The organism is Microcoleus sp. Pol11C3 (assembly GCF_036701485.1).
Lineage (GTDB): Bacteria > Cyanobacteriota > Cyanobacteriia > Cyanobacteriales > Microcoleaceae > Microcoleus.
The window spans coordinates 1-19,974 of sequence record NZ_JAUBQW010000017.1 but is presented as its reverse complement, the minus strand read 5'-3'; the positions used below and the strand labels follow the sequence as shown (position 1 = coordinate 19,974).

Sequence of the window (19,974 nt, the reverse complement as noted above, 5' to 3'; positions counted from 1 at the left end):
TGACAGGCTTATTGACTTATAATATAGTCAGAGATCGCCTTGAACCTGATTCAAGGGCTCTCACCACTCTCTTTTATTGACTCTACCACAGCAAGCGTATCTTTTGGATTGGTCACTCAACTCACAACCTAGATGCAGCTTTGCTTTCAACCTGCTTGTCACCGTCAAAAAAATCAGGCTTATGCCTGATTTTTCCGGGTCTAATGTATCTGTTGCTCAAAATATTATTCCCAAGATCCCGCAACTCGGGCAGCCAAAAACTCGATCGCAATAAAAAAGCAGCTTTAGGGAGCTGCTCGTCAGAATGCATGAGGTATTGTTTTTAGAATAGGACAGGTTGAATTCAATCGGTGCTGGGTTACATTTTTTGATACGGGAGAGTTGATGAGTGAATGGACGATCGTAAAATCGTCACATAGGAGAGTAGCATTGATGCTAAAATTCCCGACAATCAAGTTAGCGTTTAACTGTCCTTGCGCCCTACAGCCCTTCAGCGGTGGGGCCCTTTTATTTTTAGGGAGAACTCAATAGCCGACTTTAACGCATCAGACGAGTCTGCCATTAGTTCTTGTATAAAATCTCCGCAGCGCCACATCCTCATACTTATAAAACCTACGCATCTCCTCCACTCAAACCCGGTGGATTCCCAAACATTGGAAGGTTAAACGGAGACACTCAGGCAAAAACCAGTATTTTTACCGAAGTCATACCATTTTAGATTTTAGATTTGGGAATGACGGATGAAGCTTGCGATTTCGAGGTTGCGTAGGGTTGCATTCTTTTTGCGAACTAATATCAAAAGTCTTCAAAAACCTGTTATTTTCCCACAAACTCGGTTTATGAATGTATCAATTGAGATCAGGCGCGGTTTCTGGTTTGATAACTTTTTGGATTTCCTCGATCGCCCTAGTCGCCACTGCTTCAGGCCTTTCGCCCACACCAGCACAGACTCGGACATCTGCTTGAGAGTAGAAACGCTGTCGCTCTTTCAAAAGGCTTTGCAGCTTAGATTTGATCTCGCCCTCCTGCAGTAGGGGTCTAGCAGTGTCCGAACGAAGTCGATCGTACAGTTGATGTACAGGCACATCCAGCCAAACTACTACACCGTAGTGCAAGTAACCCCAATTCATCGATCGGGCAACAATGCCGCCCCCCGTAGCCACGACCGAATTTTGATAAGCAGACAATTCGCCGAGCACTTTAGTTTCTAGTTCCCGAAATGCCTCTTCCCCTTCTCGATCGAAAATCTCAGCAATTGACTGATTAGCAACTCGAACAATTAGCTCATCAGTATCAAAAAAACGGTATTTTAATTTTCTTGCCAGAATCCGCCCCACCGTTGTTTTTCCCGCACCCATCATCCCGACAAGATAGATATTTACTCCCCTCAACCCATCCACTGCCCAATCCTCCGATATTTTTCTATTTTTTCAGGTTAATCGATCCACCACTGGCGCGATCGTCGTCCTCAAACTCATCACCCTCATCCAATCCCCAATCATCCTCTGCTTCTGCAAGAGGATTTATTGGTGCTTCATCAGCGGGTTGAGGAATCTCCCCTCCCGGAGGAACCAGCACTCGATACTCCGCATCGTATACAGCCTCAGTTTGCCCCACCCCAGACTGGCTCGGATCTCGATAGCCGTAAGAATATACGGAGCCAGCCCAAGACTTGCTTTTCGGTTCCTGCTTAGCTTCGTAAGCCCTCGGATTTGCCGCTGCAACGTCATTTACCTGCGGTTGATCGGGAAAATCGCGATCGTCCCCCCAATCGTCCTCACCGCCTTGAGATCTGGATTTTGAGCCATCTGACACCCAATCATCCTCATCGTCTGTCGCTGCATAAGTCCCCGGTTGAGCGTAATCCTTCGCCCCATCCGGGTTCGGAGTGTCTTGCAGGAAAGTCCGGGAACTGTAACCCGCCGGCGTACCGTACTCAGTTCGGTAGGAACCAGCAGCCTGAGTTTGGCTATTTTCCGAATTGAGATACGGGTCAATTTCCTGTTTTCTAGGAGGGGGAGGTGGCGTGTAAGGTGTTCTCCCGTCTTCGGGGAAAGTATCGGGACGGCTGCGACTGGATCTGCCGGTGCGGTTTCCCGTTTGGGATAGGTAATTTGAAAAAGCGAGCAAACCAGAAATCAACAAAGATGTGAGAGCTCCCACCACCATGCTCAGCAAAATCCAGATAGATAAGGGCAAAGCAGGCGATCGAACTCCCAAAAACACCAGGGATAATGCCGGCTCCACATTTTGCAAAGCAAAAATAGTCAGCCCCACCACAATTACTAGCAAAAATACAGGTCGCATATTAAAAATATTGGTAATTGGTAATTGCTAATTGCTAATTGGTAATTTAAACTAACAAATCATCAATAACAAATAACAAATTGTCAACTGTCAACTAACTCCCTTCTTCTTCCTTCCAGCGTTTGAGAGGAACGCAATCAATCCCCAACTGGTCTAAAGCGCGAGCCACCACAAAGTCTACCAAATCTTCAATAGTTTGCGGATTGTGATACCAAGCAGGAATCGCTGGTACAATTCTAGCTCCAGCTTCCGCCAAGGTAGTCAAATTCCGCAGGTGAATCAAGCTAAAAGGGGTTTCGCGAGGCACGAGTACCAATTTTCGCCCTTCCTTGAGCTGAACGTCCGCCGCTCTTTCGAGCAAATCCGAACTCAAGCCAGCCGCCAACTTGCCCAGCGTACTCATGCTACAGGGAATAATGATCATCCCTTGGGTACGAAAGGAGCCACTAGCAATATTAGCACCGACATCTTGCCAGGGATGGCACCGAAGTTTACCCATTGTGGCTACTCCTGCTTGTTCCCGCCAGAATTCCTCTTGAAGCGTCGGTTCTGCGGGCATTCGCGTGTTCTGTTCGCTTTGCCAAACCATGTAGGTAGATTTCGATGCTACCAGTTCAATAGCTTGATCGGCTTCCAACAAATATTTCAATGTTCGCACCGCATAAATCAGTCCCGATGCACCGGTCACTCCTACAATGAGGGGGTAGTTATTCGTCATTAGTTATTTGTTATTTGTCGGTTGACCGTTGTTAGTAATTAGTTGTTAGATCAAATCTGTTAGCATCGGAATTATTCAGATATCTCTGATATTCATCGGCGTGAATCAGCGTCAATCCCTTGTCCTCTGCGGTCAGAGAAATTCTCTTTTCTTCACCGCCGATACAGGCAGATTAACACAGATTAACGCAGATGAGTTATATAAATTCCGGTTGCACGGTCCGTGATTGTTGAGTTTTGACTGGATTTGACGCCCGACGATGCTATCGGATTTGATATTAGTCCTTAATTATTTATTGATGATTGCTGAGTATAGTTTCCCGCCCACTTCTTAATACTTAGTTGCCAGACAATGACAACTAAGTATTGAGAAAAGCCAACAGTCAACAGTCAACAGTCAACCGTCAACAGTCAACAGTCAACAGATTATTCATCATCATCAAAAGCTTGACTGCCGCCACCAACTGCAACTAAATCAATTTGCTGGCGGTAGTAGTCAACACTCTTGACTTGAACTTCCACTCGATCGCCCAAACGGTACTGATTGCGGTTTTTCCGGCCCACCAGAGTTTGCTGGCGCGATCGATATTCGTACCAGTCATCCTTTAGCGAAGAAACGTGCACCAATCCCTCAACACGCAAGATGTCGCTCTCCGGTGGCCGCACCTCAATTTCCACAAAGAAACCGTAAGACTGCACACCTGTAATCAAACCCTGGAAAGTTTGACCGGTGCGCTCTTTCATCAATCCCGTTTTCTTTAATCCCTGCAAATCGCTTTCAGCGTCTTCAGCAACCCTTTCGCGTTCCGTCAGGTGTACCACGGCCGATGCAAACTCTGTCTCAAATTCGTGGTGCAAATCTGGCGGGAGAACATTCCAAGTAATTTGACCGTGACAGGAGGAATGGTGCAAGTCAACTTTTTCCTTAGCCCGTGTTGTGCGGCTGCTGCGGCCTTGCTCAAACACCGCTTGCAACACCCGCAGTATCAGCAAATCGGCGTAGCGGGAAAGCGGCGAAGTGCAGCGCGTGTAACCCTCTGACAGCCCTAAACCGAAGTGCGGCTTGGGAGTGGTGCTGTAAACAGCGGGCTTCATGGTGTCTTCTAGCAGGTAGGTGAGAACTCTTTCGGACTTAAGGCCGGCAAACTGCTGGGTAAATCGCTGAAAGTCCAAGGGCAAAACTTCTTCCTCGGTTTCGAGGTACAGTTCGCCTCCGAGGTTGTTGGAGAGTTTGATGAACTCTTGAATGTCTGCCGGGTCTGGCATCGGCTGGACGCGGTAAATGGCTGGGACTCCCAAGGCTTGCAGGTGGGTGGCGACAGCTTGGTTGGCGAGTACGACTAACTCGGAGACAGCGGACTGGGTGGGGGGAGCTGTTGCAAAAGCTCCTAATTCGCCTTCGTCGTCGAAGTGAGAGTTCGCATCGGGCAAATTTAGTTCAAAAGCTCCCCGCTTGAGCCTTGTCTGTCTGGCTGCCTGTGAGGCGGCCCCCATTTGATCGAGGAAAGGACGGAGGGCGGAGGATAAAGGGTGCTCTTCGGCATCGCCTGGTTCGAGAATTGCTTGAGCTTGCTCGTAGGTGAGGTGGTAGTCAATTTGAATGACGCTGGCTTGAATTTCGTATTCTAGGAGTTCTCCTGATTCGTCTAGGGTGAGCAGTATGCTGAAGGCCAGCCGTTCGCTGTCTGGCAGCAGGGAGCAGCGCTCGTTGAGGGTTTCTGGCAGTACGGCGATGATTTTTTCTCCCAGATGGGCGGCGGTGCCTCGCTTGCGGGCTTCGCGGTCGATCGGGGTTTCTGGCTGCACGTACTCGGCGGCGTCGCTGATATGGATTCCTATTTGCCAGCGGCCGGGCTTCAGGGTTTCGATCGACAAAGCGCGTTCCACTGGCGGATCGGAGAGGAACGATGTCGGATCGAACTCGTTTTCTGCTCCTCCCTCGGAGAGATTTTCCTCTTCAACTTGAGGAGCATCGTTTTGGCTGTTGGTTGTTCCCGGTTCGTTTTTGCTGAAGCTAACAGTCAGAATGTTACGCAAATCTAGCCGTTTTTTGATGTCGGTTTTTTTGACTTTGCTGGGCAAATTTTCCGCTGCTTTGATGACGGCGGCGGGGAACGATCGCGGCAAGTCGTGTTTGCAGCATACGATGTCGAGGTCGTCAGCGGCTTCGGCGTCGGAACCGAGTACCTGTACTACTTTGCCGACTGGGCGGTGGGTGCCGAGGGGGTAGCGTTTGACTTCGACGTGTACTAGGTGGTCGATCGCCTCTTGAAGATTTGTGCCATTTGCGAGCAAGTCTAGTTCAAACAATAGGCGATCGTCCAGGGGGATGGCTCTGTAGCTGACGCGGCCGGTGGGGGTGGCGGTTTGCTTGACTCGCGCGAGTACCGAGGGGTTGGCGCGTTCGAGGATGAGCATGACTTCGCCTTCGGGCGATCGGCGGCGGCTACCTTCTTTGATGATTTTGACTAAGACTCGATCGCCATTCCAAGCTGTCGAGAGGTGACTTTCCCGAACATAAACGTCTTCTGAGCCTTCGGCGTCTTGAATAGCAAAGCAAAATCCTTTGCTCGAACAGCGCAGTTTTGCTTCTACTACGTCGTCTTCAGCTACTCGGCGATAGCGGCCTTTGTCTTTGACTAATATGCCAATTTTCTCTAGAGCTTCTAATGCGATTTGAAGTTTGAGTTGACTGGTGGCGTCGTTGCAATCGAGTTTTTTCTCCAATGCTTTAGGGGCCACTAATTTGTCTTCTGTAAAATTTGCCAGCAGTGCAGCGATAGAAAATTCCATGTAGCGATCAATCCTCTTGTTTCCAGCAATTAGTCTAAATTTTGGCGAAATCAGCCGCACCCCCTCGGGCCCTCGTAGTGCCTGCTTCCCAACAAATGCGCGGTTGATAGGTGGAGACGCGAGCACAGCCACCTTGTTTCATCGCGAGGTTTTTTTGAGATTCTCTCCCGACACCGGCTTCGTGCTAATTGTCTGCTGTCTGTCTTGAACGGACTGCTGACGGTGCAGACAAATGTCCCGCACGCTATTCCCCAATACAATTTTTTAGCGTTGGTTTCTTTGTTTTTAGGTCAGCAGCGCCGAGCACTTCGCGAATTAGAAAGCCCCTGTCGGTTCTTAAAAGATGGCTCGATACTGAAAGCGACGGGTTGAGTCGAGGATGAGCCGATGGAGGGATGGAGAGGGAGAAAATTTGCATTTCTGCCTTCTGCCTTGTTTCCTTCTGCCTTGTTCCTTCTTCCTTTTGAAGTGCCTCTTGCCTCTTGCTTTAGCAAAGAACTTACCGGATCAAGGCAAAATTGCTAGTAGCTCGCCGCTGCGATGCCCCTGTTTTTTTGCACGCGATCGGCCCTTGCGGACAGAGGTGCAACGAGCGGGTCGGGAGCAATCTGTGCTGTAGAAAGTGCAAGGTACACAAAACCGGAGACTTTTACTACTTTTGCTTAGTTGCTGTGTCATCTTCTATATATAGAAATGACGCCCGATGCTTGTTAGCTTAAACCGCTGAATGTGGAATGGGGTTTAGTGGCGTGTAAGGTTGCGCGGATGACTCACCTTTAATTTATTGTATGTTGAATAGGTGCTTTCAGAAAATTGTTTTCTTTAGGCTGTACTACACTTAAGTCATAAGCCCCTTCTGGTTTCGGGGTCAAAAAATTATGTTTGCTGAATTTCGCGCCCTTTATCCCGCTGGACAGTTAATCTGTGAGTTGCTGACTGTTCATCACGGTAAGTTTGTTGTTCGCTGTCTGGTTCAGGTTGACGGCAAAACTCTTGCTACGGCTATGTCGGCTGCTGAGTCTGTTGAGGATGCTGAAGACCGCGCCCGGTTGCGAGCAATCGCTGTCCTTGGATTTGCTGCGCCCGCAAGTGCGATCGCGAGTGTTGCTCCGGCTCCGGTTGCTCCGGTTGTTCCAGTTGCTCCGATTGTTCCGGTTGCTCCGGTTGCTCCGGTTGTTCCGGTTGCTCCGGTTGCTGCTGTTCCGGTTGCTGCTGTTCCCGTTCCCCCTCCGGATGCTGTTCCGGTTCCTGTTCCGCCTGCTCTTGCTCCTCTTCCTGTTCTAGAAATGCCTGTTGCTGAAAAATTGCCCATACCACATGAAAGCAATTTTGTCAATAGTGAAGAGAAATTAATTGAAGAGCCGATCGCACCTGTACCGGAACCGCTACCGCCAACGGTCGATCGGGCCGAGGCTAGTGGATTTGTACCGAAGCAGTTAGACTCGGACGCTTGGCTTTCTTCTAGCTACGGCGAACCGCTTCCGGAACTGGAGGTGCCGACTGTTAGCCAAAGTGAACCGCTACAGGGTGCGGCCGAAATTAGGGAATTGCAACCGATCGCGGTGGGAATCCCGAGCGATGCGATCGAGGATAATTCTGATACGATCGCCCAAATCGACGCCATCCTCAAACGCCTGCAATGGAAGAAAAAACAGGAAAGCGACTGTCTCGAACAAAATTACGGCAAGTCGTCCCAGAGAGAGCTTTCTACCGAACAGTTGGTAGATTTCCTAGAATATCTGGAAATCTACAGCAGAACTACTGAGGAAATCAAACGCTTGGGCTGGACTCCCAACCAAGGAAAAGATTATCTCAAACAAGGTTATGGCAAAGAAGCGCGCCATTTCTTAAATCAAGTAGAATTGCTTGACTTCCTGCAATATCTCGAATCTTTGCCTTAGTAATTCTCTAGGTTTCTAGGTGTGAGGTTTTTTTAGAAAAAGCTACATATAGCAGTTTTCAATTGTATGAAATACAGTAAGATATGACGCCGTATCATGCGCCCCAGCATCTGTAATTCACTCTGAAAACTGCTATATGACTGTTAAAAATTAAAAATCAAAAATGAAGAATATTTCCCCATTTTTGATTTTTAATTTTTCATTTAGACGAGAGCGGCGATCGGGCGGCTGGCGGAAGGACGGCGATCGATCACTTGATCGACTAATCCGTAGTCCTTGGCTTCTTCAGCGGACATGAAGAAATCCCGTTCGGTATCTTCTTCAATGCGGGAAAGCGGCTGACCGGTATGGTTGGCAAGATGTTCGTTCAGGCGGCGCTTGTGGTACAAAATTTCTTTGGCCTGAATTTCAATATCGGTTGCTTGTCCTTGAGCTCCGCCGAGAGGTTGGTGGATCATAATCCGGGAGTGAGGCAAACTCATCCGCTTGCCTTTAGCGCCGGCACTCAACAGAAAAGCGCCCATGCTGGCTGCCAAACCGAGACAAATAGTGCAAATGTCGGGGCGGATGTGGTTCATGGTGTCAAAAATGCCCATCCCTGCTGTTACCGAACCGCCTGGGGAGTTGATATAGAGGTAAATATCTTTCTCGGGGTCTTCGGCGTCTAAAAATAGCAATTGGGCAACAATCAGGTTAGCCAAGTCAGAGTCAACCTGTTGGCCCAAGAAGACGATGCGATCGCGCAGTAGTCGCGAGTAAATGTCAAAGGCGCGTTCGCCGCGACCGGATTGTTCTATAACTGTTGGGATCATTGACAGGGCCTGCCTATTACGTATCTTTTTTTAATTTTAGCGATTAGGGCTCAGTTATAGTTAGCGATCGGTGGCGCGCGATCAAGAAATCGGCAAAATCCTTGAGGTGGGCGGGGTTGGGGTGGTAATTTGTGGAAGTTGTGGCGGGGGTGCGATCGGATTTCCGATCCAAGGGCGATCAATGTTGAGGAAGCGGATATCAATCAATGTTGTTATGTGGCGATCGTATCATTGCGAGAACTCAAATCGCTCGATCGCGAGTGACACTAGGAAAATGGTCTAGAAACTCATTTAGCCAATCACCAGCTTCGAGATAATCAAGTAGAGTCTCGATCGGGACGCGAGTACCAATAAAGACAGGAGTTTCCCCTAAAATGTCGGGGTCGCTATGAAATATAGTAGCTGCGTATTGCAAAGAAAAGGCTGTGACATCAAGACAATCTTCTTCACTCCAGGTATCACTTTGCTCGAAGGATCTGTTAGTTTCCATCGCTAAATCCCCACTGGAATTCCATCGCATGAATCTTTTCTATCAAAGCTGAAACTTTTATCGGTGAATTATCAGGTACTAAATCCCGCTCGACTATTTGTTGAGCCGTTGCAAGATTTTGACTTCCTATATCATCACTCGTATGAAAGACGAGACAATTCACTTGACTAAGACGAGCCGACAGGAGTTGCAAAAGAGCCATCAGGACACGATTACCACCATAAGCTCCGCATCCCCAAAACCCTGTATGAATAATCAACCTGGGTGCTTTAGACAACTCTAAATGTGACTCAATTCGTGCTGCTGAAAATCCCGTAAAGGCTGTTTTCAGGATGTATTCAATTTCTGCACTGCTATAAGAACCCTCGCCATAGCAAGGAGCTTCTATCGCAATGATGTTTGTGATTGTAGGCGGGTTTAGAGGTTTTGTAGCTTGTCCGATCGCATCTGATGTAGCTCGTCCAAAGTTGTTGCCGTAAAGACCAAAAGGTCGCCCTTGTTCTGGATTGCGATCGGTAGAAATTGCACACCTCCGTTCCACCCCACGAATCAGAATCGGTGTAGGTTGTTCGCTCTCCACTGTCAATGGCTTAATGTTATAATCTAGTAAAGCTTCTCGCAGTGAACTGAGTGATGGATGTTCGGCGACCTGCATTTCATCTTGGGCAAATAGCGAACCACCATAAGCACAAAAAAGATCGTGATGAGCGAAATTGAGATACCACTCCATCTGAGTGCTATCTTGGGATGGCTCGTAGTCAAAATATCCCTTTCGCTCAGAAAGATCGGTCTGATGTTCGAGAGGAGAAAAATATTCTGGAAGTGGCATTGCATACCATCGGGAAAAAGCTAATTGACCCCGATGAGTGCATCCAGGTGGACAAGAAATGTCATAAACGAGCTTCTTATTAGGGTGGTAAAATTTGGGTGGGTGAGAATTCATCAGAGCTTGTGTATCAAATGTCTGCCTACTGATCAAGCTATCTAATAAGTCGTTCATTGCTCTCTCCCTTCCAACATTGAAACACTTTTTTCAAACGTTAACCGCTAAAGACGGTGGATGTCAAGACCGACTAGCTCTTAGATACCGGACTTCTTCAAGAAGTCCGATATCTGGGGTATCTGGTTATTCTGTTTTTTTTATGCAGGCTTACTTATTGCTGACTAATCAAATTTTAATATGCCAACCACGGCGGTACATTCCATACAAAATTAACCACCAAAATAATACCGCAGTCACGGCAAATGCTAGGGAACCATTCAGCGGCCCCGCCCACGGCATAAACCAGTTTTCATAAATCCAAGTGTAAGTTGTTGGAGCCTTTTCAGCAGTACCGATATGGGTTTTTAGAAGAATTCTGGCAACTATACCGGAAGCGACAAACAGGAAAATTGCATTCAATCCCATAATTTCAAACGGTCGCCCCCATTTCCAATCCCGCACTTCAATTGTTTCGTAGCAAGCTGCTAGTAATAGCAACGCCAAACCAGCAGTAAAAACTACATAGGAACTCGTCCAAAGTTGTTTGTTGATCGGAAATAAAAATCCCCACAAGTGGCCTATTACCACGCAACTGAGGCCGCAGATTGCTAAGTTGATACTGGTGCGGGTTTTGATTGGCTGTACTCGCAGCCATTCTCCGGTAAAGTAGCCTGTGAGGACTGTGACAACTGCGGGTAAGGTACTCAACAATCCTTCGGGGTCGAAGGGGCCGCCTTTGTACAGGTGTTGGCTACCGAGAATTAGCCGATCGACATATCCTCCTAAATTTCCTTCTGGCGTGAGTTCGCCGGCAGTGTACCCCCCTACAGCAAATAGAGTTAATGCGCCCCAATAGCCGAAAAGTAGGGCAACAGCAAGCAATTTTTGATTGCGGGGGGAAAGGTTGAGAATGGCGATCGCACTGATGAAATAAGCTAAGCCGATGCGCTGCAATACTCCCATGATGCGGATTTTACCGAAGTTTTCCACCGGGGCGCTGTTGAGAAGTACGTCAAGGGCGATCGAAGATGTATTTAGCAGCAATCCTAATATAAATAGAATCGCGGCGCGGCGCGCAATTCGCCAGTAAATATTTGAAGAAGGAAGAAGGAAGAAGGAAGAAGGAATAGGGTTTTTAGCAGCTTCTGATTTTTCCTTTGTTTGTGTAATTTTTGAGGTTTCTATTCCGTTTTTTGGATAATTTTGAATATATTTAGACAGCGAGAAAGACATCGCGCAGCCAACGATGAACAAGAAAAACGGAAATACTAAGTCTGTCGGGGTGCAGCCGTGCCATTCTGCGTGGTCTAGCGGTGGATACACCTGTTCCCAACTACCGGGGTTGTTGACTAGAATCATCGAGGCGATCGCAATTCCGCGAAAAACATCAAGGGATTTTAAGCGCATAAATTAAGTTATTTGTTCACTGTTCACTGTTCACTGTTCACTGTTCACTGTTCACTATCTTAGCTGATGCCCATTTCCTAATTCTTTTCGGCCCAATTCCCAATTCCTCATTCCCCATTCCCAATTCCCAATTCCCAATTCCCCATTCCCAATTCCCCATTACCTATATCTCTATTCCTTCCAGAGTCATTATGACTGCATTTTTCATCAACATATCGCAGCGTTCTGCATAAAAAGATGCTGCCTTATCATACTTATTGATTTGCAAAACGCGCAGAAACATTTGCCTTGCTTGCGCGAATTGCTGCTGGTAGTGAAAAAAAATTCCCTGTTCAAAATAAGTTTGAGTTTGTGCTTTTAGTTCGATCATTGTCGGCGAGTCGCCATCGTAAATTTCAAATACAGCAACAGGTGTTTGTTTTCCTTTGACTTGAACGCGATCGAGAAACCGGCACTTGTAATGTTGAGGATCGTCTATCCGGCAAAGGGTTTGGACGCTAGCTACAATAGCAACTCCATAAAGCTTTGTCAATCCTTCCACGCGGGAAGCTAAATTAACGGCATCAGAAATCACCGTACTTTCCATTCGTTCCGCTTCGCCAATTGTACCTAACATTAAAGTCCCCGTATGCAAACCAATCCCTATCGAAATAGGTTGATAGCCACTGTTTTGCCTGTGTCTGTTATAAATTTTCACTTGCTGCTGCATCTCAATTGCTGCTTGCACAGCATCTTCCGCCCTGTTAGGAAACAAAGCCATAATCCCGTCACCAATATATTTATCTATAAAACCGTTGTACTCACGGATAACTGGGCCAACTCGGCTTAAGTAAGAGTTAAGAAATTCAAAGTTTTCTCGGGGAGACATACTTTCTGACAGACTTGTAAATGAGCGAATGTCGGCAAACATAATCGTCATTTCTGCTTGTACAGAGTCTCCTAGTCTAGCATCAACGATGCTTTCTCTTTTGAGAAATTTCAAAAATTCACGGGGGACAAAACGGGCTGATGCGGCGGCTATTTTTTCGAGTTCGCTTTTGCTGGACTCGATTTGATTGAGTGATCTAAATGCTCTCAGTGCGGTCACTACTGTGGTAAATAATTTTTTATTAGTAAGTTCGGTTTTGGTTTTATAATCATTGATATCGTAGCTAACAATTACTACATCTTCTGGTACTTGTCCGGGCTGCCCAGTGCGTAAAATAATTCGCACAATTTGATTATTTAAAATATCGCGGATGTATTTAACTACTTCCAAGCCGGCTTCTTCTGTTTCCATCACTACATCGAGTAAAATTAATGCTATGTCGTAGTTATTTTGGATTATTTCTTTAGCTTCTTTTCCTGAGTAAGCGCTGATAAATGTTATAGTTTTACCTTCAAACTTAAAATCGTTTAACGCTAGTTTAGTAATGTTATGAATTTCTATTTCATCATCTACAATTAATATTTTCCAACTTTCTTCTAGCGGTTTTTGTTCCGCCTCGTCTTCCTCGGCAAATATTAATTCATCGTGGCCCGCCGCGATTAATTCGTCATCGCCTGCAGCCAACAGGTTTTTACTAGCTTCTGACATATATCGTTCTCCTATATAAAACTTATATCCATGTTGGCGGTCTAATAACTAATTGCTCATTTTAGCGGGAAATTCAATCATAAATATTGTGCCTTTATTTACTTGACTTGTGCAGCTAATTGTGCCTTTTAGTTTTTGAGTAACAAGGTTATAAATAATGTGCAGTCCCAATCCCGTGCCTCCCTGACCTCTTTTGGTGGTAAAAAACGGTTCAAAAATTTTACTGAGATTTTCTGGGTCAATTCCTTTGCCGTTATCGGCATATTCAAATATTAGCCGATCGCCCTCTAGTTTGAAATCAAAAGCCAGAACTCCTTCGTCCTCTCCATCGTAGGCGTGAATTAGGGAATTCAACACCAGATTTGTCACAATTTGACACACTACGCCGGGGTAACTGTCCACTACAATATTTTCATCACACTTAATCTCTATTTTGTGCTTAGTTCTTTTTAGTTTCGCTGTTAAGGATGTCAAAATTTCCTCTAGATAGTTTTTAACATTAAACGTGCGTTTTAACTCGCTCGACTGATCCACAGCTACTTCTTTAAAACTGTGAATCAAGTCGGCTGCCCGCGTGAGGTTAGATAAGATCATATTACTGCTTTGCATGGCGGTATCCAGAAACTTTTCTAACTCGGAACGTTTTATTTGGCCCTTACTGTAAACCTCAAAAAACTTTGTGGCTTTTTCCGCAAGCAGGGAGGCGGCGGTGATGCCGATGCCGATGGGAGTATTGATTTCGTGGGCAACACCTGCAACCAACCCGCCGAGGGCAGCCATTTTTTCCGATTCTACCAGTTTATTTTGAGCTGATTTTAAGTCTTCTAAAGTTTGGGAGAGCTCGGAGGTACGCTGCTGTACTAAATTTTCGAGATTCTGATTGAATTGGTGCAAATTGTCGTAAAGTTGGGCGTTTTCGATGGAGATAGAAATTTGAGAAGACAGCAGTTTTAATATTTCTAACCTGTCTGGTGTAAAAGCGCCTGTAGTCAGGTTGTTTTCTAAATATAGAATGCCAGTGAGTTGGCCTTGATTAATTAACGGAGTGCAAAGAATTGATTTAGGTTGAACGGCCATTATATAGGGTGTGCGAGTAAATTGTCCTTCGCGGCTGGCATCGTTTAAAACTATACTTTCCTGGGTGCGGGCGACGTAATTCACAACTGCAACGGCCAGCAAAGTTACTTCTTGATCGTCGGCTACAATATCTATCGGAATTGATTGCATGACAGCAACGCGATCGACATCTACAGATCCTGATGCTTCAATCACCCATTGATCCGCTTTTTCTAGTATTAAAAAGCCTCTTTGCGCCCCGGCATTTTCAATAACAATTTTCATCATTTTTCCCAGCAGTTTATCTAGAACTATTTCGCCGGCTAAGGTTTGCGATGCTTTAACTGCTGTGGTCAAGTCTAGCACGCCTGCACTGTCGTTCGTAGTGGAAGCGCTGCTGGTAGATTTGTGAGTTTCAATATTAGTTGAAATCGAGCTTGAAGTTAGCAAATGCGAGTATTTTGATTCTAAATGCGCTGCTTTGGCTGTTGCTCCCCAGCGCTGATAGCAATAACGCGCTTCTGTCAAGTAAGTTTTAGAATTTTTTTCTCGTCCTATGGATAGATAAAATGCTCCTGCCAATTCTGCTGCTAGTGCTTGTACTTGTATGTATCCGTTTTCTTCGGCTCCTTCAATTGCGCGATCGTAATATTCCATTGCTCTCACCACATTGCCCAAAACACGCGCTTTTTCGGCCGTAAGTAAGTCGCATTTGTGCTGAATATTCATGGGAGCCGAAAGCGCTTTTTGTTGCAGTTTTTTCCGGTTACTGACAGCGTAAAAAATATGCTCTTCTTGTTCCTCATTTGTAGCAGATGGATAGGCTGCTAGGCGGGCTAGAGAATCGTAAAACTGGTATTCAGAAACATTAATAAAGCCTGCAACTCCGTCTAAATATACTTCGGCTTGCGCCGCATTTTCTAGCGCGGCAGCCGTATCTCCAAATAAATACGCTAGTATTAATTTTTGCAAATAAAAGTGCTGTAGTCCCACCCGATCGTTAGCTTTCAACAGCAGCGACAACAATTTTTCTTCGCTGTATGCTTCACCTAACACAAGGTGTGGACTTTCCAGTTTTCCCATCAATTGCAAAATAGTGTGCCGATATATTTGATTCCAAGTCAATACAGTTTCTTGCTTGAGTTGAAACAGCAAATGGTTGTAAGTTACCATTCTCCGTTCCAGTTGTGGCAATTCTTGACCGATGAAATACAAAGACTGACAAATATTTACGGCTGAATATCCGACAGATTCTAAATCCCCATTTTCTAGCGCGCTTTGATAAGCCTCCTCTAATAGCGGCAAAGAGTCTTTAACGTGATGCTTGCCGTTCATCAAAATGAACGCTACTAAATTAAGCGTTTTGCTTTTGAATTCTAACGCATTTAATCTATCGCTCAAATTTAAAGCTAATTGACCAAAGCGAGCGCCAGATTCAATATCTCTAACTATTCCTTTTAAAATTGCTCCGTAATTAGCATAGCCGAAGGCAGAAAAAGTAGAATTTCCGTAATTAATAGATAAATTAACTTGCTCGCACACAATTAGTGGCAGCAGCACAGGTTCAACTATAAATGTAGCGGAAAACATACTGGAAAGCACGCGCATAGTTGCTAATTTATGCGGATTTGTCATAATTGGCAAGTTAATTAAATCTTCTATTTTCTTTTCGGTTAAATAAGCTGCGGTTTTAGCCAGTGCTTGCTGAATGTGGAGGGGAATCGGTGATTCTGGAAAGTTTATTCCTAACATTTTTAGTGCTTCGCGACCAATTTTTACCGATTCTTGAAGTTTGGCTTGCATCGCACAAGCTATGATTCTGATTTCAAAAACTTTGATTTTGTCTAGTTCATTTTTTGCGTGTTGCAGGACAATTTCCGCCCATTTTTCCATTTGCTCAAAGTCGGTATTGAGGTAAGCAGCTTCTGCTGCTGACTCGTAGAGTGCAAGAGTCAAGTCGTAGTCAGTTTGCCAACTTTCGGGGGGCAGCAGTTCAATACCTGCGGTTAAATATTTCAGGGCAAGTTCGTAAGCTGCACTTGCTTTTGCTTTGCGGCCTGCAATTAAATTTAATTGGCATAATTGAAATTGTTCTAATTGGCTGCTGATGATTTCTTTGGCTGAGTTTAGTTGGTTGACGGTATCAAAAATATGCTCTTCTAATTGCTCTGGCGGTGCATTTTGTAGTAGAAAGTTTCCAATTTTTAGATGAATTTCTTGTTTTTGACAATCGGATATTAAAGCATAAGCTGCTTGCTGCACTCGCTCATGCAAAAATTTGTAATTGCCGCTAGGAACATCAGCCACTGGTAGGAAAAATTCATCGGTAAAGTCTCTAGATATTGTGTCTGTTACTTCTGTGCTTGCTGCTAGTGCGATCGGAATTTTGTAGGGGTTATTCACGAGCAAAATCAGACCGGACTGAAGTGCCTCGCCGAGGTCTGTTGCTGCGGACGCCAGAGGTTGTTCGGCGATTGTCGAGAGAGTTTTTAAATCAAATTTGTTCCCGATACAAGCGGCTAATGTAAGCAGTTCCTGGGTATTTTCTGAAAGTTTCTGAATGTTATCTATCATTAATTCTACAACATTGTCAGTTATTCCCATTTCTTGTATTTGTTGGATATCCCACTGCCACTCGCCTGTGATATGGCATTTTTTCACAATTGGATATGAGATTGGTTGCGCTAAGTCCGACAGGTTAGCTTCAGCTAGATCGATCACATTATTGGAGGGTGAAAGTTTAAATTGAATCAAAGTTTTTGAGTAAATAAATTTTATCAATTGAGTTAAAAATAATGGATTGCCAGCGGTTTTTCGCCAAAGCAATTCTGCTAAACTTAGGGATTTTTCGGGGGAACAGTTCAAAGTATCGGCAACGAATTGGTTGACGCTGCTTATATCTAAAGGCGAAAGGGCGATCGCCCTTAAAGTCCCGCCTGCTTTTTTAATTGCTTCGGCGGTCAGCATTAGAGGATGATTTGCATCTACTTCCTGTTCTCTATAAGCTCCAATTATTAATAAATATTGAGTTCCCATGTCCGTTGCTAGCAGTTCTATTAACTTGAGAGATGCTGAATCGATCCACTGCAAGTCGTCCAGGAAAATTACTAGGGGGTGTTCTTTTTGAGCAAAGACGCGAATGAAGTTTTGAAATACTAAATTAAAGCGATTATGAGATTCATTTGCTCCTAAATCTGGGACGGGGGGCTGCGGCCCGACAATCAGTTCTACTTCGGGAATAGCTTCAATAATGACTTGGCAGTTGCCGCCGAGTGCTTTTAAAATTTTTTGTTTCCAAAGATGGATATCTGCGGCATTTTCGGTGAAAATTTGCCGCAACAAATCTTGAAAAGCTTGGAGCAAAAAAGCGTAGGGAATATCGCGCTTAAATTGCTCAAATTTGCTATCAATAAAATACCCGTTTTCCAGCCGAATCGGCTTGTAAACTTCATATACTAACGAGGATTTTCCCACACCTGCACCACCAGAAATCAGCACGATTTCTGTATTGCCTCGCTTCATCCGCTGGAAGATAGTGAGAAGCATATTAACTTCTGCTTCTCGCCCGTAAAATTTTTGCGAAATTTGCAGGTGACTTGACTGATCTTGTTCGCCGAGGGTTATGTGGGAAATTTCGCCTGTAGTTTGCAGTTGATCGAGACAATTTTCCAAGTCGTACAAAAGTCCGAAAGCACTTTGATACCTGTCTTCGGCTGTTTTTGCTAAGAGTTTTATGACGATATCGGAAACGACTTGAGGAATCTCCTTGGTTCCTACTTGATTGATTCTGCCTTCGATGCTTCTGCTTTCTACTTTTTGCTTTCTGTTTTCACAGGGAGAAACTGGCGTTTTGGCAATATGACAGTGTACTAATTCCATGAGATCGATCGCCTGAAAAGGCAATTCGCCACAAAGCATTTCATAAAAGGTGACGCCTAAAGAATAAAAATCAGTGCGGTAGTCGATCGCCCGATTCATGCGTCCCGTTTGTTCAGGAGACATATAGGCGAGAGTGCCTTCGAGTAAATGGGGATGGCTGGGGGCGGGGTTTTCGCCCGGTAGCAGGGAGGCGATCGCAAAATCAGCAATTTTGACATCTCCTGTCTCGATATTGACAATAATATTGCTGGGTTTAATATCCTTATGGATGATGTGGTGTTCGTGGAGTTGCCCAATAGTTTCTGCTAGTTTGATGCCAATATGTAGAAATTGTTGTAACTCTAGCTGGTTGTTGCTGAGAAAGTCTTTTAGGGAAATCCCACCAAAATCTTCTAAAACTAAAACAGGAAAGTGATTGTATTTTTCAATTTTGTAAAGCTTGACTATTCCGGGAAAATTCAAATTTTTAAGAATTTCGGATTCGTGCAGGAGTTGGGATATTTGCGCTGGGGTAGGGTATGGTGGCGTGAGAGTTTTGAGGATAACGGGTTTTTGTTCCTCAAGCTGCATCCCTCGATAAATAACTGTGTGAGGGTTTGTATAAAGTTCTTCGTCAATGCGGTATCCAGGGATAGAAAGCATGATATTTGGGTGTAATTTAAAAGATCAGGTTATACAATTTTAAATCTTAGATTGGGAATGATTGATGACATAAGGTGTTGGATCAGACGTACAGTTGCATTCTTTTTTGCCACAAGTATTATTAAGTAAGTAAGTGGAAATACACATCGCGAGCGAGTGTGGTTTTTACGGCAGTAAACTGGCTACTATTATATAGCTGAGCTAAATCCCTCCCTAAAGGGCCCTCCTAGATACTTTTTTTGTTGCTTATTTACTTATCTATATTTTAGTCTTCAAAAAATGAGAAGTCGCACTTTGCTATCCCGCCAGTGCCAAAATAAACGGGTGCGTGCAAATCAACAGCTAAAATCTAAAAAAATCATGCAGAATATAACTGCCTCAAATCCAGCTAATGCGACCGATCGCGCTTTTGGCACCGCAGACATTCAATTGCTGGTAGTGGATATAGACGGCACGATCGCAGGTTTGTCAAATACCATCCGAGAACCAGTCAAACAGGCAATTTTGGCTGCCGAGTCGCGGGGAGTGAAAGTGGCCGTCGCTACGGGCAGGATGTACCGCTCAGCTTTGCGTTTTCACCGCGACATCGGCTCAACATTGCCACTGATTTGCTACCAGGGCGCATGGATTCAAGATCACGCTACTCAAAAACGGCTGCGGCACTTGCCGCTTTCGAAACAAACTGCTCTGCAACTGTTAGATTATTTTGAAGAACCGCATTTGCGATCGCTACTTTCGATCCATTTCTACATTGACGACCAACTTTACGTGCCGGAAATTACCGCAGCTACCCGAATTTATGCCGAACGATCGGGCATTGAACCAATTGTGATTAAAGATTTGCGGCGAGATATTCCGGGGGAACCGACGAAAGTTTTGGCATTGTGCAAGAATCCGGGGGTACTCGACGGCTTGCTCAGCAGTATGCGGCAGCGCTACACGCCTGCGGAGCTTTATTTGACTCGATCCGTTGCTACTTTTTTTGAAGCTACGCATCCTTTGGCGAATAAGGGAGATGCGGTGCAGTATTTAGCGGAGGAACTTTTGGGTTTGCAGGCGGCGAATGTGATGGCGATCGGCGACAATTTTAACGATCTAGAAATGATTACCTACGCGGGTGTGGGCGTGGCGATGGGCAATGCTCCTGATGGGGTGAAGGCTGCTGCTGATTGGGTGGCACCGGATGTGGAGGAAGATGGGGTGGCGGCTGCGATCGAACAATTTGTTTTGGGCGATCGTTGATATTTGTAGCACCAATACCGCAGGGGCGGGTTTAGGGACATTTAGAAAAAATGTATATCAACCCGCCCCGACTCAGAGACAATTTATTATTATATATAGTCATTTCAAATAAGTATGAGACACTATTCATGCACAATAAGCACGAATAATTTCATCAAGAGATGTGCCAG

At 45.3% G+C, this 19,974-nt stretch carries 13 protein-coding genes; 3 read left to right on the top strand and 10 right to left on the bottom strand.

The window, feature by feature from the left end:
* Positions 1 to 848: 848 nt before the first annotated feature.
* The 4 genes from QUA40_RS06750 to QUA40_RS06735 form a co-directional block, all read right to left on the bottom strand.
* The gene (locus tag QUA40_RS06750; protein WP_333123110.1) at positions 849 to 1,400 is read right to left on the bottom strand and encodes a shikimate kinase; all 552 of its coding nucleotides are present in this window, start codon (positions 1,398 to 1,400) and stop codon (positions 849 to 851) included.
* Positions 1,401 to 1,422: 22 nt separating this feature from the next.
* Positions 1,423 to 2,307, bottom strand: coding sequence for a LapA family protein (locus tag QUA40_RS06745; protein WP_333123108.1), 885 nt, complete (start codon positions 2,305 to 2,307; stop codon positions 1,423 to 1,425).
* Positions 2,308 to 2,401: 94 nt separating this feature from the next.
* Positions 2,402 to 3,025 (bottom strand): flavin prenyltransferase UbiX, encoded by a 624-nt coding sequence (locus QUA40_RS06740; RefSeq protein ID WP_333123106.1) that lies wholly within the window; start codon positions 3,023 to 3,025, stop codon positions 2,402 to 2,404.
* 425 nt (positions 3,026 to 3,450) lie between these two features.
* Entirely contained in the window at positions 3,451 to 5,817 is a 2,367-nt protein-coding gene (locus QUA40_RS06735; RefSeq protein ID WP_333123104.1) for a ribonuclease R family protein, read from the bottom strand.
* Between the two features lie 878 nt (positions 5,818 to 6,695).
* On the opposite strand from QUA40_RS06735, the gene QUA40_RS06730 reads away from it, so the two are divergent.
* Entirely contained in the window at positions 6,696 to 7,718 is a 1,023-nt protein-coding gene (locus tag QUA40_RS06730) for a hypothetical protein (protein ID WP_333123101.1), read from the top strand.
* A gap of 203 nt (positions 7,719 to 7,921) precedes the next feature.
* On the opposite strand, the gene clpP is transcribed toward QUA40_RS06730, so the two are convergent.
* Positions 7,922 to 8,536, bottom strand: coding sequence for an ATP-dependent Clp endopeptidase proteolytic subunit ClpP (gene clpP, locus QUA40_RS06725; protein ID WP_333123203.1), 615 nt, complete (start codon positions 8,534 to 8,536; stop codon positions 7,922 to 7,924).
* A gap of 123 nt (positions 8,537 to 8,659) precedes the next feature.
* Here clpP and QUA40_RS06720 point away from each other — a divergent pair, with 123 nt between their 5' ends.
* Positions 8,660 to 8,794 (top strand): hypothetical protein, encoded by a 135-nt coding sequence (locus tag QUA40_RS06720; RefSeq protein WP_333123098.1) that lies wholly within the window; start codon positions 8,660 to 8,662, stop codon positions 8,792 to 8,794.
* Here the strand turns inward: QUA40_RS06720 and QUA40_RS06715 are convergent.
* The 5 genes from QUA40_RS06715 to QUA40_RS06695 all read right to left on the bottom strand — a co-directional run bounded on the left by QUA40_RS06715 (position 8,772) and on the right by QUA40_RS06695 (position 18,562).
* Entirely contained in the window at positions 8,772 to 9,020 is a 249-nt protein-coding gene (locus QUA40_RS06715; protein ID WP_333123096.1) for a DUF433 domain-containing protein, read from the bottom strand. The genes QUA40_RS06720 and QUA40_RS06715 overlap by 23 nt on opposite strands.
* A complete protein-coding gene (locus QUA40_RS06710) occupies positions 9,010 to 10,020 on the bottom strand; it encodes a hypothetical protein (protein WP_333123094.1) in 1,011 nt (336 codons plus the stop codon). Before QUA40_RS06710 ends, QUA40_RS06715 begins: the two co-directional genes overlap by 11 nt.
* 168 nt (positions 10,021 to 10,188) lie before the next feature.
* Positions 10,189 to 11,409: a heparan-alpha-glucosaminide N-acetyltransferase domain-containing protein gene (locus tag QUA40_RS06705; RefSeq protein WP_333123092.1), complete on the bottom strand. Its 1,221-nt coding sequence runs from the start codon at positions 11,407 to 11,409 to the stop codon at positions 10,189 to 10,191.
* Positions 11,410 to 11,572: 163 nt separating this feature from the next.
* Complete coding sequence (locus QUA40_RS06700) at positions 11,573 to 12,985, bottom strand: adenylate/guanylate cyclase domain-containing protein (RefSeq protein WP_333123090.1); 1,413 nt, start codon at positions 12,983 to 12,985, stop codon at positions 11,573 to 11,575.
* A gap of 48 nt (positions 12,986 to 13,033) precedes the next feature.
* Positions 13,034 to 18,562 (bottom strand): ATP-binding sensor histidine kinase, encoded by a 5,529-nt coding sequence (locus tag QUA40_RS06695; RefSeq protein WP_333123087.1) that lies wholly within the window; start codon positions 18,560 to 18,562, stop codon positions 13,034 to 13,036.
* Positions 18,563 to 18,922: 360 nt separating this feature from the next.
* Between QUA40_RS06695 and QUA40_RS06690 the strand changes: the two genes are divergently transcribed.
* Complete coding sequence (locus QUA40_RS06690; protein ID WP_333123085.1) at positions 18,923 to 19,804, top strand: Cof-type HAD-IIB family hydrolase; 882 nt, start codon at positions 18,923 to 18,925, stop codon at positions 19,802 to 19,804.
* The last annotated feature ends 170 nt before the right edge of the window (positions 19,805 to 19,974 follow it).

What these genes read in the sequence shown, in the direction of transcription:
- QUA40_RS06745 (WP_333123108.1), bottom strand. Translation starts at nt 2,307, where the DNA reads ATGCGACCTGTATTTTTGCTAGTAATTGTGGTGGGGCTGACTATTTTT.
- QUA40_RS06740 (WP_333123106.1), bottom strand. Translation starts at nt 3,025, where the DNA reads ATGACGAATAACTACCCCCTCATTGTAGGAGTGACCGGTGCATCGGGA.
- QUA40_RS06735 (WP_333123104.1), bottom strand. Translation starts at nt 5,817, where the DNA reads ATGGAATTTTCTATCGCTGCACTGCTGGCAAATTTTACAGAAGACAAA.
- QUA40_RS06730 (WP_333123101.1), top strand. Translation starts at nt 6,696, where the DNA reads ATGTTTGCTGAATTTCGCGCCCTTTATCCCGCTGGACAGTTAATCTGT.
- QUA40_RS06715 (WP_333123096.1), bottom strand. Translation starts at nt 9,020, where the DNA reads ATGGAAACTAACAGATCCTTCGAGCAAAGTGATACCTGGAGTGAAGAA.
- QUA40_RS06710 (WP_333123094.1), bottom strand. Translation starts at nt 10,020, where the DNA reads ATGAACGACTTATTAGATAGCTTGATCAGTAGGCAGACATTTGATACA.
- QUA40_RS06705 (WP_333123092.1), bottom strand. Translation starts at nt 11,409, where the DNA reads ATGCGCTTAAAATCCCTTGATGTTTTTCGCGGAATTGCGATCGCCTCG.
- QUA40_RS06700 (WP_333123090.1), bottom strand. Translation starts at nt 12,985, where the DNA reads ATGTCAGAAGCTAGTAAAAACCTGTTGGCTGCAGGCGATGACGAATTA.
- QUA40_RS06695 (WP_333123087.1), bottom strand. Translation starts at nt 18,562, where the DNA reads ATGCTTTCTATCCCTGGATACCGCATTGACGAAGAACTTTATACAAAC.
- QUA40_RS06690 (WP_333123085.1), top strand. Translation starts at nt 18,923, where the DNA reads ATGCAGAATATAACTGCCTCAAATCCAGCTAATGCGACCGATCGCGCT.